We start from the raw sequence: 13,988 nt of genomic DNA on the forward strand, positions 1-13,988 counted from the left end.
TTATTTAATAGTATTAAGCATTGTAATCAAGTCTTGGACTGTCGTATTTTTGGGATTGGCACTTGTCATTCCGCTATCAAACGCTTCTTGAGCTACAACTTGAATTTCTTCATCTGACAATTCAACATTGATAGCTGTCAATGTCTTCGGAATATCTAAATCTTTTACTAAGTCTTCAACGGCTTTGACTGACTTTTCTGCTGCATCCCGCTCACTTAAACCATGCGTGTTTTCTCCAAGCTGATCTGCAATTCGTTTAAACTTTCCAAAATTAGTACTCAAATTGTACTCCATGACTACTGGCAAAAGAATGGAATTTGCTAAACCATGGGCAACTTTATACCGGCCGCCTAATGGATGGGACAATGCATGAACCGCTGCGACCCTTCCCCAAATAAAAGCAGCACCAGCGATCGTACTTGCCATCATCATGTGAGACGCCGCTTCAACATTGGTACGATCTGCTACAAAAGGGCGAAGCCATTTACCGATTAGGTCAATTGCATGTAAGCCCAATGCTTCTGTGATAGGCTGTGCCTGATTGGATGTGTACGACTCAATCGCATGGCTTAGAGCGTCCATACCTGTAATAGCTGCAAGCCCTCTTGGCAAAGTTGTCAGCAACTCGGGATCTAGAATCGCTGCCTTCGGGTGCAGATGCTGGCTAAGAATACCCATTTTATATTTTCTCTCTTCATCTTTTAATACGGTTGCGTGTGTGACTTCTGATCCCGTTCCTGCTGTCGTCGGGATCGCGATAATATCTGGTCCTTTATTGGGAACCTGGTTTTTCCCTTCAAATTGACTTAAATCACCAGGATTTGCAACAGCGATCGAAACGCCTTTTGCTGTATCAATTGAACTACCTCCGCCAAAACCAATAATCGCTTCACATTGTGAATCATGAAAGATTTTTTCTACTTTTTTTACGACTCTTAATGTTGGATCAGGTTCTACTTCATCAAACACCTCATATTTAATTTCTCCACTTTCTAAGATTGTTTCCAATCGCTTAAGCGCTCCCGAAGTTGCAAGGCCTTTATCTGTACAAATAAGGACTTTTTTATAATCATTTTTCTTAATAATGTCCGATAATTCCTGGAGACGCCCTACCCCGAAGTAAATCTGTGTATGCAGCCCAAATTCAAATGAATCTGTTAGTAAGTTCATAAATAACCTCCCGATAAATAAGTTTAATGGTAAAAGTAACCGTTTTCAAAATTGATATTATTTAATCAATACTATATTATCGATAATATATAACCAAAAGATATCAACTTTTCACTAACCTGTCAAAATAATTTTTAAATTCAATCTTTTTAAACTAAAATCTCATTTTGTCGTTTTGATTCACGGTAAATAATGGATCTTTCTAAAATCTCCGCCACATCCATTGTTTTAATGGTTTCTTCTACTTCCTTTGCCTTTGTTCCATCACTTAACATTGTTAAGCAATACGGGCATCCAGAACCGATGACGCTTGGACTAACTGCCAGGGCTTGCTCCGTTCTTGCAACATTAATACGACTTCCTGCGGTTTCTTCCACCCACATTAAACCGCCGCCTGCACCGCAGCACATCCCTGTTTCACGCCGCCGATCCATTTCCACAAGTTTCACCCCTGGAATTGACTTTAAAATTTCTCTCGGAGGATCATAGACTTCATTGTAACGGCCAAGATAGCAGGAATCGTGGAATGTAATGGCTTCGTTCACTTCATATTGCGGCTTTAAACGCCCCTCTTTGAGGAGCTGGTCAAGCAGCTCTGAATGATGGTATACTTCCGCCTTAAATCCAAAATCTGGATATTCGTTTTTAAAAATGTTATAGGCATGAGGATCGATGGTAACAATTTTTTTTACATCATTTTTCTCAAATTCTGCAATGTTTGCTGCGGCTAGTTCCTGGAATAAAAATTCATTGCCAAGACGGCGTGGTGTATCGCCTGAGTTTTTTTCTTTATTGCCGAGAATCGCAAAAGACACACCTGCTTCATTCATCAGTTTTGCGAATGACAATGCAATTTTCTGGCTTCTGCTGTCAAACGCACCCATCGAGCCGACCCAGAATAAAAATTCCGGTTCTTCTCCCGCTTTTTGTGCTTCTTTCATGGTCGGGATATACACATCATCACGCAGCTCGCGCCATTTTTCTTTATCTTTCCGGTTCAAGCCCCACGGATTTCCCTGACGCTCAATGTTCATCATGGCACGCTGGGCTTCAGCGTTCATTTTCCCTTCTGTTAGCACGAGGTAGCGGCGCATGTCGATAATTTTATCTACGTGCTCATTCATAACCGGACATTGATCTTCACAGTTTCGGCATGTCGTACATGCCCAAATTTCTTCTTCTGTTATCACATCGCCGATCATTGAAGGGCTATATGGATCGATCCCTTTTCCAATTTTATTGCCTTGCGTATTGGAAAACGCGAATGCGGGAACCCATGGCTGTTGTGATGTGATAGCTGCACCTGAAAACGTTAGATGATCGCGCAGTTTAACGATTAAATCCATTGGGGACAGCATCTTGCCAGTGCCAGTAGCCGGACACATATTCGTGCAGCGTCCGCATTCCACACATGCATACAAATCAATTAACTGGTTCTGTGTGAAATTTTCCACCTTTCCAACACCAAACGTTTCCTGAGTCTCATCTTCAAAGTTAATTTTTTCTAACTTTCCTGGTGAAGAAAGCCGGCTGAAAAATACGTTTGCCGGTCCTGCAATTAAATGTGCATGTTTTGACTGCGGAACATACACGAGGAAGGCGAGCAAGAAAAATAAATGAACCCACCATGCTGCATAAAATAAACCAATTGCCATGGTCTCTCCTACCCCGCTCAATATAAATGCAACCGAAGAGGCAACAGGCTCAAACACAGATAGTTCATGCTGATGCCAGATAAGCGACATCCCATTTCCAAATAAAACAGATATCATTAATCCGCCGATAAAAAGGAGGACAAGTCCTGATTTAAATCCTCTTTTCAAACGGACAAGTTTTTCAATGTAGCGGCGGTGGAAGGCCCAGACAACAGCTACTAAAATCACGAGTGTAACAATCTCCTGGAAAAGAGTGAAAACCGGATAGAGCGGGCCCAGCGGCAGATGCGCCCCCGGGACCAGACCTTTTATAATAAAATCAATTGCACCTAATTGAACGAGAAGAAAGCCGTAAAAGAACATCACATGAATAGTCCCGCTTTTTTTATCTTTCATAAGCTTTTTCTGGCCAAAGACGTTTACTTTTACTTTATCCCATCGTTCTTTTAGCTGATTATCAAATTCGACTTTCTTGCCCAATTTAATAAATTGATAACGTGTTTTGAGTAAATAGGTAAATAAATAGACCGCATAACCGACAACAATAAGAAACGCTATAAGATTAATTGTTAATAAGGTATTCATTGGCGTAATTCCCCTTAACTTAACGTTTTGATTATTTAAACGTTAATAAGTTCTTTTTTAAGCTCTTTTATTAACAATGGAACAACCTCAAATAAATCGCCTACAATGCCGTAATCTGCCACTCCAAAAATCGGTGCTTCAGGATCTTTATTAATGGCGACTGTCACTTTCGAATTCGACATGCCAGCTAAATGCTGGATTGCTCCAGAAATCCCACATGCAATATAAAGATCTGGTGTTACAACTTTCCCTGTTTGACCAATTTGAAGTGAATAGTCACAGTAATCAGCATCGCATGCGCCGCGTGAAGCGCCGACCGCTCCGCCAAATAGCTCGGCGAGTTCTTCAAGTACTTTAAAACCTTCCGCACTCTTCACGCCGCGGCCTCCTGCTACAATCACCTGCGCTTCAGAAAGATCTACCCCTTCAGATGTTTTACGAACGATTTCTTTAATCACAGTGCGCAAATCTTTGATTTCTGGACTTAATGATTGAATATCACCGGACCGGGATTTGTCTTCCTCCAGTGCCGAAATATTATTCGGACGGATTGTTGCAAATAAAAGCCCGTCCGTAATCATTTTCTTTTCAAAGGCTTTGCCAGAATAAATCGGGCGTGTAAAAACAATGTTTCCACCTTCAATAGCTACATCGACAGCATCAGAAATGAGACCTGAACCAAGCTTAGTAGCAAGGCGCGGCGAGAGATCTTTTCCTCGCGCGGTATGACCCATTATAATTCCATCCGGCTTTTCTTGGTTTATAGCCGCCATGGCAGCCTGAGCAAAGCCATCAGTTGTGTAATTTTTTAGCTGCTCATTTTCTACAGTGATGACACGGTCTGCGCCGTATGTAATCATTTCACCAGCTAAATGACTCACGCTCTCCCCGCAAAGAACACCAATAATTTCTCCGCCTTCAGCGATTGTCCGGCTAGCCGCAAGCGCTTCCAAAGATACCTTGCGCAAGGATCCGTCACGAACTTCTCCGATTACTAATATTTTACGTGTCATTGTTATCTCCCCTTTATTAAATGACTTTCGCTTCTTTTTGCAGCAAGTTCACTAGTTGCGTTACCTGGTCTTCTAATTCACCTTCAAGCACCCTGCCTGCCTCTTTTTTAGGAGGCAGATAAATATCAATGACTTTTGTTTTAGCCTCAACATCATCTTCATCAAGATCCAGATCGCCAATCTCCAACTCTTCAAACGGCTTTTTCTTTGCTTTCATGATACCCGGCAGGGAAGGATAACGAGGTTCATTTAATCCTTGTTGAGCTGTTACAAGCACTGGAAGATTAACTTCAAGAATTTCACTGTCACCTTCAACATCACGTTCTACTGTTGCTGTTTCACCATTAATAGTAAGTTTGGTGATTGTCGTAACATACGGAATGTCAAGCAGCTCAGCCAGGCGCGGTCCTACTTGACCAGACCCTCCGTCAATCGCAACGTTCCCGCCGAGAATAATATCAAAATCATTTTCCTTAAAAAAATGGGCCAAGATCTTAGCTGTTGTAAATTCATCGCCATCTTCCAAATCATCTTCCGTATTCACAAGAACTGCTTTATCTGCACCCATTGCTAAAGCGGTTCTCAGCTCTTTTTCTGCGTCTTCAACGCCAACAGAAATGACAGTCACTTCACCATCATGTTTGTCTTTCAACTGAATGGCTTCCTCAATCGCGTATTCATCATAAGGATTAATGATAAATTCTGCACCTGACTCTTCAATGTTACCGTTTTCAATAACAAGTTTTTCCTCGGTATCAAAAGTCCTTTTCATAATAACGTAAATATTCATGCTAATACCTCCCTTTCAATATATATTATCGATAATATATAAAAGATAACAATAATCCTTTGAATTGTCAAAATATTTTTTGAAGTTTGCTTATTTGTTTTTTTTACGTTAGAATTAATATTATCGATAATATATAAGACTAAAGGGGCGTTTTTATGTCGAAAGTTGTTAAAAATTATTCTCTCTCGGATCAAGTTTGCGATCTCCTAAAAGATGCAATTATTAAGGGCGAATTAAAGCCTGGAGATCGGCTTTTAGAATTAGAAATGGCCAAAACGTACAATGTAAGCCAAGCACCGATAAGAGAAGCACTCTCAAGATTGAAAAAAGAGGGATTTGTTGTTCATTACCCTCATAAAGGAACCTTCGTTTCAAACTTTTCCAAAAAGAATATAGAAGAAATCTACAGTTTCCGTGAAGCCGTAGAACCTCTAGCAATTGAACGGGCTATACAAAACATTACAGAAGAAGATCTGGCGGAACTTAATGAGATTTATCAAAACATGCTTCAAGCAGGAAAAGAGAATGATTTAGAAGAGTTAAATAATACAGATATTGCTTTCCACACATATATCTATAAGCTTGCCGATCATGAATTTATGTTCAAAGTTTGGGAAGACTTAAGTGCAGTTTCTAACAGAATATGGTACTTTAGTAATCAAATTTATTTTGAAGAATTAAATGAGGTTGTTAAGCTTCATGAACCGATACTGAATGCTTTATATGAACGAGATGTTGAAAAATGTATAGATGCTTTTAAAGTTCATATGAAATTTGTATGGGAAAAAATTAAAAATGAAGAAACATTCAACTAATGGATTCAAAAATTGATCAAAAAATTAGCGCCTAACTCCATCAAAATCTTTGATTTAGTGGGGGGGTTAGGCGCTAAAATCTTTATTCTCCCTATTCTTCTATATATTTTTTTATTACATTGATTGCCACTCCTATTGCCGGTTCTTACTTATAATCACTCATACTAATCCTCTTTTCTATTTACAATTCATTTCCAACCAAAGCAGTAGAAAGGCTGATCCATACAACCAAATTAAATCCTCTTCCCAAGTACAAGGAGTTTAACGAGCGTTTTTATAAAAAGCTTTTTTATTCCGGTTCTGACATAGAGACATGATCAGCCGCTTTTTGGGCCTGCGCCGCCGCATAGACGATCAGCTTAGAATCTTCCTTGAGTACCCGCAGCCAGGATTGTATATAGCTGGCACTGTTTTCAATCGTCGCATTCTCAATCCTGGCCAGGCCGCACAGCATAGCCGCGCCAATTTCCGCAACCAGCTCTTCTTTAGAATAGGTTGCATCCCCAAACGACACGCCACTCTCTATAATTCCTTTGCGGGCAAGGCGGCTGTTATGGCCCGTGCTGTGTACCAATTCATGAAACTGGACTGAATAATACACTTCTCCTTCCCGGTAATCTTCCAGCGGAGGCACGCTAACACGATCCAATTTGTGAAAATACACAGCACGCCCGGACTGGTGGCGGATAATGGGTGAGTCGACATATCCCTCCACAATCTCTTGAGCGGATTCAATTGGATTATGGTCAAACATTTCCGTCTCCCGCTTGCTTTGGAGACCCTCTGCCTGCTTGATCACATTAAAGACTTTGTAGTAGCGAAGAAACGGGATCTGTTCCTTTTACCCGGTTTCTTCATTTTCGCTCTCTATCCACTTCCAGAACACCACGATATGGCCTTTTTCACCTTTATGGACTTTGCCGCCAGCTTCCCTGATCTGCTTAAACGTGCTGTACTCACCTGGCTCCAAAAGAAGGGAATTAATACCGCGGTACGGTTTTTGATTGACCCCGTTAACCGGTGTTCCGTTATTCCAAGGGCGCCGCCACGGGATCGTCCCTTTCTCCATATGAAGAAACAAGCCCTTGTTCCTTCATAATGCGGCCAATGCATCGCCTGGAAACAGTGAATCCACGTTTATGCAGTTCGACTTTGATCTTGCGGGTGCCGTAGGCATTTCGGTTTTGTTCGAAAATCTCTATGATAGTGCCTGTTACGTTATCTTCTGACCGACGTTCTTTGGCCTCATATAGTACGTACTACGCGAGATTTGCAGGACGCTGCACATTGCTGATACTGAGTATTTGTCTTTGTTTCGCTTGATGACATTTACTTTCGTCCCATGATCAGCGCGGCTTGCTTTAAAATATCGTTTTCCATCCGCAGTTGCTTTAGTTCCTTGCGAAGTTCTAAAAGCTCCTGCTGTTCAGAAGAACGATTGTCTTTCTCTTTAAAAGAACCGGACGTTTCATCCTGGTGAATCCACCGGTCAAGAGATGACCGAGTCAGCTCATACTCATCAATAATAGCTCGTTTCGTTTTTCCATTCCGGTACAGCTGCACCATTTGCTTTTTGAACTCGGGCGTGAATGTGCGGCGTTCTTATTTATTTCTGCTGTGCTTTAATCTCATTTACAATTTCTTCAGCCCAAGGATTCTCTTTATAAAATTCCGTATATACTCCCTCAGTAGCCTCGATCATATCATTCATAAATTTTTCGTCCGGCACTGTAATCGTTAATCCTTTTTCTTTAAGAAATTTTTTGTCTTCTGCTTCGCCGCTTTCAGTTAACTCCCACTCGCGTTCTACCGTAGCCTGTACAGCTTCTGCAACCACTTTCTGCTGCTCTGGATTTAGGCTGCTCCAAAATTTATTACTTGCAACATAATTGTTCGGCAAAAACAGATGACGTGATTCTAGTACATTTGTTTGCACTTCATACCATGCATTAGAGCGCAATGCCGCATACGGATTATCCTGTCCATCGATTACTTTTTGTTCAAGAGCAGGGAAAATTTCAGGAAGTGGCATTGGAGAAATATTCGCTCCTAAAGATTGACCCAATGCGATCATCATCGGTACATTTGGCATTCTTAGTTTTAACCCTTCAAAATCTCCAATCTTTTCAACCGGACGATTACTAGAGAAAACTCGGAATCCGTTAATTCCATAACCAAGATGTTTCAATCCCGTATTCACTTCAAATTCCGTTTTAATGTCTTCACCGATTTCACTGTCCAGCACAGCTTTTGCATTTGCATAATCCTTAAACAAGAAAGGCATCGAGAAGATACCTATCTTCGGAACATCCGGCTCCATAATTTGACTTAATACAGCCATCTCAATGGTTCCATTTCGAGTCCCATCGTACATTGCTTCTTCCCCGCCAAGAGTGCTGTTCGGGAAATGGTCTACCTGTATGGTCCCATTTGAATTTTCTTCAACCACGGGAATAAATTTCTCTATTATCGCTTTATTCACGACATGGTCATCCGCATAAAAGTTTGTGATTTTAAGTGTAACCGGCTTACCAGAACTGTTAGAGCCGTTCGAAGTGTTTCCCGCATTCTCGCTTCCACTGCTGCATCCCCCGAGCAAAACGAATACTGATAAAGGAAGGGCTAATACTTTAACCATAGGTTTTTTCATATAGAATACCCCCTTGTTTATAATGAAAGACGGATATAGCAATATATCAATTTCAACTAAACAAAACTTCCTGACTTATCATTTAATACGGAAAACAGCTTCAAAATCAATGATTGGTATTTTCTATTTAATTGGGGAAAAATTTGCAGCATATAAAATTTTAGATTCCTGCTTTTCAAGCAATGGCAGACCTTTCGGAATAAAGTTTTCCAACCATTCCTGGTCACTGTAAAGCGCTTTTCGTTTTTCTGCCCGTGTATCCATGCTTTCATATTCCCATACATGAATAACCTGGTTCAGTTCACCAATTTCCGTATACCAATAGCCGACTAGTTTAGCGTACTTCGAAATAATCGGAAGGCCTTTTTCTTCAAAAAGCTGAATATATTCCTGTGTCTTGCCAATTTTAATAGAATAAGTCCTCATCTCATAAATCATTTTCATTCTCCTTACCATTAATATTTTCTCGTTTTTTCAACATTGTTTTTTGAGTATTTTTATCAAAGCATTCTATAGCGATTAATAAAAAGGCTACGGAACACTCTGTTGTTCATTATTCTTGTGTTTCTTTTTCACTGCTTTTGTCTGTTTCCACCTTTATTTCGCTTCAATACCCATTGAAATGCATTTTTCTGCTAAATATTCATCTAATCCTTGATGTCCACCTTCACGTCCCATGCCGCTTTCTTTTATTCCGCCAAATGGCGCTTGGGCAACCGCTGGAACGACATCATTCATGCCGATAATACCAAACTCTAACGCTTCAGCAATCCGGACTGATCGGCTGATATTTTGTGTATAAAAATACGACGCGAGACCGTATTCTGTACTGTTTGCCAATTGGATGACTTCTTCTTCGGTATCAAACGGAATGATAGGAGCAACCGGTCCAAATGTTTCCTCTGTTGTAATTAGCATATTTGAGCTGACATTCCCTAAGATTGTTGGTTCATAAAACAACCCATCTGACAGCTCTCCTCCTATGTGCTGCCCCCCACACAAAATATGTGCTCCTTTCGATACAACATCGTTTATGTACTCTTCTACTTTCGCTAAACGGTCCGAACTGACCAGGGGACCTACTTGAACACTTGGATCTAAACTATTTCGATACTCATCTTAAACCCCTCCTTGATTTATGTAAGTTCTAAAAACAATAAAATCGTTTTTCTACTGGTAAAATTAGTGTAAAGTGCCGTTGTACGCGTTCTCAATAATAGACTGAATATCTTCTGCTCTTGTCAATCTAGGATTTACGAGTACATTTCCACTACGCATTGAGTCTTCTACCAACTTCGGCAAAGCATCTAATGAAACACCTAGCTCCTGAATATTAAGAGGGATGTTCATCGACTGATTCATTTGAATGACTTCCTCGATCGCTTTTTCAGCAGCCTGTACAGCTGTTAATCCAATAACATCTGCTCCTAGGGCGGCCGCAATATCTTTATACTGTTCAGCGCATGCCGGCAAATTGTATCTCATTACAAACGGCAGTAAGGCTGCATTCGCAATTCCATGAGGAACGTTAAATACTCCTCCAAATGTGTGCGAAATGGCATGAACATTCCCTAATCGGGATTGGGCAAAAGCTGCTCCAGCAAGCATGGACGCAACCAGCATGTTCTCCCTGCTCTCTAAATCTGTTCCGACAAAATACGTTTTCGTTAAATTTTCCCCAATCATTTTAACCGCCTGTATCGCAAACGCCTGGCTGATCGGATTTGCCGTCTTGGAGGTATAAGATTCGATGGCATGTGTTAAGGCATCCATCCCTGTAGCCGCTGTAATTCCTTGAGGCAGATTCAGTGTAAGAATCGGATCCAGTATAGCAAGACGCGGATATAAGTTTGGACTAATCACAGCTAATTTAAAGGACGTTTCCCTATTTGTTACAACGGTTGATGGGGTTACTTCACTTCCAGTTCCTGCTGTTGTAGGGATCGCGATAATTGGCAGCGGCGGATTCTGAATTTTCCCCACACCTTCATAATCAATGATGTTGCCCGGGTTAACAGCCATAACGGCGATTCCTTTAGCCGTATCAATACTGCTTCCACCACCAACAGCGAGTACAGCCTCACTTTTATGCTGCTGCAAAAATTCAGTACCGTTTTCTATCGTTTCAGCAGATGGATTAGGTTCAATCTCATCATAAATTTCATACTGCACATTTGCATCCAGAAGTGACTTTTCAACTTCCTCTAAAAGGTTAGCTGTCCGTACGCCTTTATCTGTTACAATCAATACATTGGAAATCCCTAGTTCTCTGATGAATTCTCCCGTTTTTTTTGATATACCACTCCCGCTCTCAATACGTGTCGGCATATAATAAGCAAAAGACTTAGCAGACATTGATTAAAACTCCTTTCCCCGCCGGATGAATTCTTCAAAAGCATCATTCTCCCAAAACGACGGGCTGTAATTTTACTTTCTTTCCGAATAAAAAGATGTATTATTTTGCAACTGATTCGCCAGCCAATTCAGCAGGCTGTCCAACTGGCTGATTTAATTGATTTTTTCTCATAGCAAACAGAAAAACACTTGCTAGTAAAAGAGCTCCGCTTAAGAAGAATAATGCCAGGCTTACACTTCCTGTAGTTTCATATATCGCCCCGATAGCATAAGGCCCTGCAAACCCGCTTAGATTTCCGATCGAGTTGATCGCGGCAATCCCTACAGCAGCAGCAGATGTGCTAAGGAACTGTGTGGCCAAAGACCAGAATGGGCCATAAAAACTGTACATGCCTGAAACGGCTACTGCCATCATCGCAATTGAAATAAGCGGGTTAGATGTCATGCCTGATGCAAACAACCCCACAGAACCAACAATTAACGGAATGGCTGCATGAATCCGTCTTTCTCCAGAACGGTCCGAACGACGGGACCAGATATTCATGGCAATCGCCCCTGCGATATATGGAATCGTCGTCAATAATCCAACTTGCGTGTTCGTTAATACATCTGACAGTGACTTCAGGATCTGCGGCAGCCAGAAGCCAATTCCATACAAGCCGATGTTAAATGTAAAGTAAATTAAAGCCAAATACCATACGCGAGGATTTGTTAACGTTTGCTTATGGCTATGTTGCTTTAAACCTGGCTCTGCCTTCGCATTTTCTTCTTTTTCTTTTTTCAATTCCGTTGTTAACCAATTTTTCTCTTCACTTGTCAGCCACTTTGCTTGTTCTGGCCGGTCTGTTAAATAAAACAACGTAAAAACCCCTAAAATAACTGCTGGTATTCCTTCAAGAATGAACATCCAGCGCCATCCATCCATTCCTGCCCAATGGATATTATCCATAATCCATGTAGATAGCGGGGCTCCGATAATATAAGAAACCGCAATGGCGGTCATAAACATCGCAATGGTTTTTGCCCGTTCTTTCGCTCTGAACCAGTAAGTCAAATACAAAATAATACCTGGGAAAAACCCGGCCTCCAGCCCACCAAGCAAAAAACGCAAAATATACAGCTGTGCAGCACTTTGAACAAATCCTGTTAGAGCAACAACAATGCCCCAGGTAACCAGAATACGGGCAATCCATTTTCTTGCCCCAAATTTCTCCAGCATGACATTACTCGGTACTTCGAGCATGAAATAACTAATAAAGAAAATACCTGATGCGATGCCAAACATTTGGCTTGTCAGTGACAGTGCTTCATTCATGTCCAAAGCGGCATAACCTAAATTCGCTCTGTCAATGAATGCGATTACATAAAGCAAAATAAGAAAGGGTACAATTCGCCTTGTCACTTTTTTTGTGACTTGCTTTTCCAAAGGTGTTGTTGCATTGCTCATATTACTTCCTCCTTTTTATAAATAACCAAATTACATCATGAATCACTTTGTCTTACTGCCTTTGAAATCAAAATCCTAATTTATTTACTCATTGAGAAGTATTAAAAGTATATTTCTTCGATGAGCTGAGGATAAAACCAAACAATTTGTAAGGGTTTTCAAGAGTGAGGTTCTAAAATCATTTTCCATTTAATGGTGAGATATACATTTGTGTAAGGAACTTGTATTCATTAACAAAAAAACTCTTTCTTTACTGACTGCTTTTGTAGCTCGTACTTGTAATACAAATTTGTATTACAAATATTTCATTAGTTATATAATTATGTATCTAATTTTATTATAAGCACTTTGAAAGCGATTGTAAACGTGATTTTTTTAAAAAAATAAAGGGATTTTAGATCGAAATTAAAAGTTGTAATACATATAAATTATTTATAATACAAATTTTTCGCTTTTTATTCTTTCCTAAAAGAAATATATGGAGTATGAAAGGTGGTAAATAGACATGTCCCAAAAAGAAAAGGTTTTTCAAATCATCTCTCGTGAGCTATTAAACATGATTGAAATCGGGAAGTTCTCGTCCGGATCTAAGCTGCCAACTGAAATGGAATTAACTAGCCATTTCAGCGTGAGAAGAGCAGAAACGATTCATACTGTTAAGGCAAGGCAAATCAAAAACCCATTAGGGAGTGATTGATCATGTCACGCAGCAACCGCAAAACCCCGGCCATGCTCCCCCGCACGCGCTGCTTTGATGGCCGCATTTAAAGCCAGCAAGTTTGTTTGAGCTGATATGTCCTGAATCACATTTGCCAAATGGGAGATTTCAAGGGTCCTTTTTTCAAGTCCTTGTACTTTTTCAACAGACTCTGAAAAGAGGGAGGTAATATGCTGCATCTGTCCGGCGGTTTGTTCCATTTGTATTCGGCCTTCCTCTGAAACATGAAGCACCCTGTTTGATGTTTCGGAAAGCTGTATGCCGCTTTTATGGGTATCTGCAATTTGTTGATTTAGGGATTCAATGAGTTCACTGATAGAAGATGCAGCATCTGCCTGCTGTTCTGTTCCTAGAGCCAATTCATCCATTGAGCTAGCAATTTGCTAGCTGCCGTCTTTTACTTCAACAACCATTGAATATAATGTGCCGCTTTGTGTACCAACTTGCTGTGAAACAGTAAGAAGTTAAGAAACAATTGATCGTAAATTATCAGCCATTTTGTTTACGGATTCTGCAAGCTGTCCAACATTATCCTTGCCATCGTAATCGATCGATTCAATATTTAATTTGCCCTGGGTAATACTTGTGCTGACATGTATAACTTTTTTCAAATTCAATTCAACAACACGGCCGATCCATTTAGAGAAAATGATGCTCACGAGGAACGCAATGATTACAGATAGAATTAGCAAAACAAGGGATTGTCTTGCCGCTTCTTTTGCCTCTTGAACAGAAGCTGAATAGTCATTTTCTAAATAGCGGTTGCAGCAATAAATAATAAAATAACGAT

At 40.5% G+C, this 13,988-nt stretch carries 14 protein-coding genes and 2 pseudogenes; 2 read left to right on the forward strand and 14 right to left on the reverse strand.

Annotated elements, in window-relative coordinates; all coding sequences use genetic code 11:
- From RRU94_RS18875 to RRU94_RS18890, 4 genes are all read right to left on the reverse strand, one after another.
- Complete coding sequence (locus tag RRU94_RS18875; RefSeq protein ID WP_315692393.1) at positions 1-1,170, reverse strand: iron-containing alcohol dehydrogenase; 1,170 nt, start codon at positions 1,168-1,170, stop codon at positions 1-3.
- 149 nt (positions 1,171-1,319) lie between these two features.
- Entirely contained in the window at positions 1,320-3,410 is a 2,091-nt protein-coding gene (locus RRU94_RS18880; protein WP_315692394.1) for a (Fe-S)-binding protein, read from the reverse strand.
- Positions 3,411-3,445: 35 nt separating this feature from the next.
- Complete coding sequence (locus RRU94_RS18885; RefSeq protein ID WP_315692395.1) at positions 3,446-4,423, reverse strand: electron transfer flavoprotein subunit alpha/FixB family protein; 978 nt, start codon at positions 4,421-4,423, stop codon at positions 3,446-3,448.
- A gap of 16 nt (positions 4,424-4,439) precedes the next feature.
- A complete protein-coding gene (locus tag RRU94_RS18890; protein ID WP_315692396.1) occupies positions 4,440-5,213 on the reverse strand; it encodes an electron transfer flavoprotein subunit beta/FixA family protein in 774 nt (257 codons plus the stop codon).
- A 155-nt stretch (positions 5,214-5,368) separates the two neighbouring features.
- Between RRU94_RS18890 and RRU94_RS18895 the strand changes: the two genes are divergently transcribed.
- Entirely contained in the window at positions 5,369-6,028 is a 660-nt protein-coding gene (locus RRU94_RS18895) for a GntR family transcriptional regulator (protein WP_315692397.1), read from the forward strand.
- A gap of 289 nt (positions 6,029-6,317) precedes the next feature.
- On the opposite strand, the gene RRU94_RS18900 is transcribed toward RRU94_RS18895, so the two are convergent.
- The 8 genes and pseudogenes from RRU94_RS18900 to RRU94_RS18935 all read right to left on the reverse strand — a co-directional run bounded on the left by RRU94_RS18900 (position 6,318) and on the right by RRU94_RS18935 (position 12,480).
- Positions 6,318-6,782: a zincin-like metallopeptidase domain-containing protein gene (locus tag RRU94_RS18900; RefSeq protein ID WP_315692398.1), complete on the reverse strand. Its 465-nt coding sequence runs from the start codon at positions 6,780-6,782 to the stop codon at positions 6,318-6,320.
- 87 nt (positions 6,783-6,869) lie between these two features.
- A complete protein-coding gene (locus RRU94_RS18905; protein ID WP_315692400.1) occupies positions 6,870-7,097 on the reverse strand; it encodes an ArdC family protein in 228 nt (75 codons plus the stop codon).
- Positions 7,096-7,594: pseudogene (locus RRU94_RS18910) on the reverse strand (IS3 family transposase); the annotation flags it as partial. The gene RRU94_RS18905 and the pseudogene RRU94_RS18910, both read right to left, overlap by 2 nt.
- Positions 7,595-7,634: 40 nt before the next feature.
- Complete coding sequence (locus RRU94_RS18915; RefSeq protein ID WP_315692401.1) at positions 7,635-8,678, reverse strand: TRAP transporter substrate-binding protein; 1,044 nt, start codon at positions 8,676-8,678, stop codon at positions 7,635-7,637.
- A gap of 123 nt (positions 8,679-8,801) precedes the next feature.
- Positions 8,802-9,116, reverse strand: coding sequence for an NIPSNAP family protein (locus tag RRU94_RS18920; RefSeq protein WP_315692403.1), 315 nt, complete (start codon positions 9,114-9,116; stop codon positions 8,802-8,804).
- Positions 9,117-9,275: 159 nt separating this feature from the next.
- Positions 9,276-9,773, reverse strand: a pseudogene (locus RRU94_RS18925) (aldehyde dehydrogenase family protein); the annotation flags it as partial.
- A gap of 87 nt (positions 9,774-9,860) precedes the next feature.
- The gene (locus RRU94_RS18930; RefSeq protein ID WP_315692404.1) at positions 9,861-11,033 is read right to left on the reverse strand and encodes an iron-containing alcohol dehydrogenase; all 1,173 of its coding nucleotides are present in this window, start codon (positions 11,031-11,033) and stop codon (positions 9,861-9,863) included.
- A 100-nt stretch (positions 11,034-11,133) separates the two neighbouring features.
- A complete protein-coding gene (locus RRU94_RS18935; protein ID WP_315692406.1) occupies positions 11,134-12,480 on the reverse strand; it encodes an MFS transporter in 1,347 nt (448 codons plus the stop codon).
- 505 nt (positions 12,481-12,985) lie between these two features.
- On the opposite strand from RRU94_RS18935, the gene RRU94_RS18940 reads away from it, so the two are divergent.
- On the forward strand, positions 12,986-13,177 hold the full coding sequence (locus tag RRU94_RS18940) for a hypothetical protein (protein WP_315692407.1): 192 nt from the start codon (positions 12,986-12,988) through the stop codon (positions 13,175-13,177).
- 5 nt (positions 13,178-13,182) lie between these two features.
- Here RRU94_RS18940 and RRU94_RS18945 read toward each other — a convergent pair whose 3' ends face one another.
- The gene (locus tag RRU94_RS18945) at positions 13,183-13,566 is read right to left on the reverse strand and encodes a methyl-accepting chemotaxis protein (protein ID WP_315692408.1); all 384 of its coding nucleotides are present in this window, start codon (positions 13,564-13,566) and stop codon (positions 13,183-13,185) included.
- A gap of 96 nt (positions 13,567-13,662) precedes the next feature.
- Complete coding sequence (locus tag RRU94_RS18950; protein WP_315692409.1) at positions 13,663-13,890, reverse strand: HAMP domain-containing protein; 228 nt, start codon at positions 13,888-13,890, stop codon at positions 13,663-13,665.
- Positions 13,891-13,988: the final 98 nt, after the last annotated feature.

Origin of the sequence: Domibacillus sp. DTU_2020_1001157_1_SI_ALB_TIR_016 (assembly GCF_032341995.1) — a bacterium.
Classification (GTDB): domain Bacteria; phylum Bacillota; class Bacilli; order Bacillales; family Domibacillaceae; genus Domibacillus; species Domibacillus indicus_A.

Excerpts from the sequence above, each read along its gene's own strand:
- RRU94_RS18875 (WP_315692393.1), bottom strand. The coding sequence starts at position 1,170 with ATGAACTTACTAACAGATTCATTTGAATTTGGGCTGCATACACAGATT.
- RRU94_RS18880 (WP_315692394.1), bottom strand. The coding sequence starts at position 3,410 with ATGAATACCTTATTAACAATTAATCTTATAGCGTTTCTTATTGTTGTC.
- RRU94_RS18885 (WP_315692395.1), bottom strand. The coding sequence starts at position 4,423 with ATGACACGTAAAATATTAGTAATCGGAGAAGTTCGTGACGGATCCTTG.
- RRU94_RS18890 (WP_315692396.1), bottom strand. The coding sequence starts at position 5,213 with ATGAATATTTACGTTATTATGAAAAGGACTTTTGATACCGAGGAAAAA.
- RRU94_RS18895 (WP_315692397.1), top strand. The coding sequence starts at position 5,369 with ATGTCGAAAGTTGTTAAAAATTATTCTCTCTCGGATCAAGTTTGCGAT.
- RRU94_RS18900 (WP_315692398.1), bottom strand. The coding sequence starts at position 6,782 with ATGTTTGACCATAATCCAATTGAATCCGCTCAAGAGATTGTGGAGGGA.
- RRU94_RS18905 (WP_315692400.1), bottom strand. The coding sequence starts at position 7,097 with ATGGAGAAAGGGACGATCCCGTGGCGGCGCCCTTGGAATAACGGAACA.
- RRU94_RS18915 (WP_315692401.1), bottom strand. The coding sequence starts at position 8,678 with ATGAAAAAACCTATGGTTAAAGTATTAGCCCTTCCTTTATCAGTATTC.
- RRU94_RS18920 (WP_315692403.1), bottom strand. The coding sequence starts at position 9,116 with ATGATTTATGAGATGAGGACTTATTCTATTAAAATTGGCAAGACACAG.
- RRU94_RS18930 (WP_315692404.1), bottom strand. The coding sequence starts at position 11,033 with ATGTCTGCTAAGTCTTTTGCTTATTATATGCCGACACGTATTGAGAGC.
- RRU94_RS18935 (WP_315692406.1), bottom strand. The coding sequence starts at position 12,480 with ATGAGCAATGCAACAACACCTTTGGAAAAGCAAGTCACAAAAAAAGTG.
- RRU94_RS18940 (WP_315692407.1), top strand. The coding sequence starts at position 12,986 with ATGTCCCAAAAAGAAAAGGTTTTTCAAATCATCTCTCGTGAGCTATTA.
- RRU94_RS18945 (WP_315692408.1), bottom strand. The coding sequence starts at position 13,566 with ATGGATGAATTGGCTCTAGGAACAGAACAGCAGGCAGATGCTGCATCT.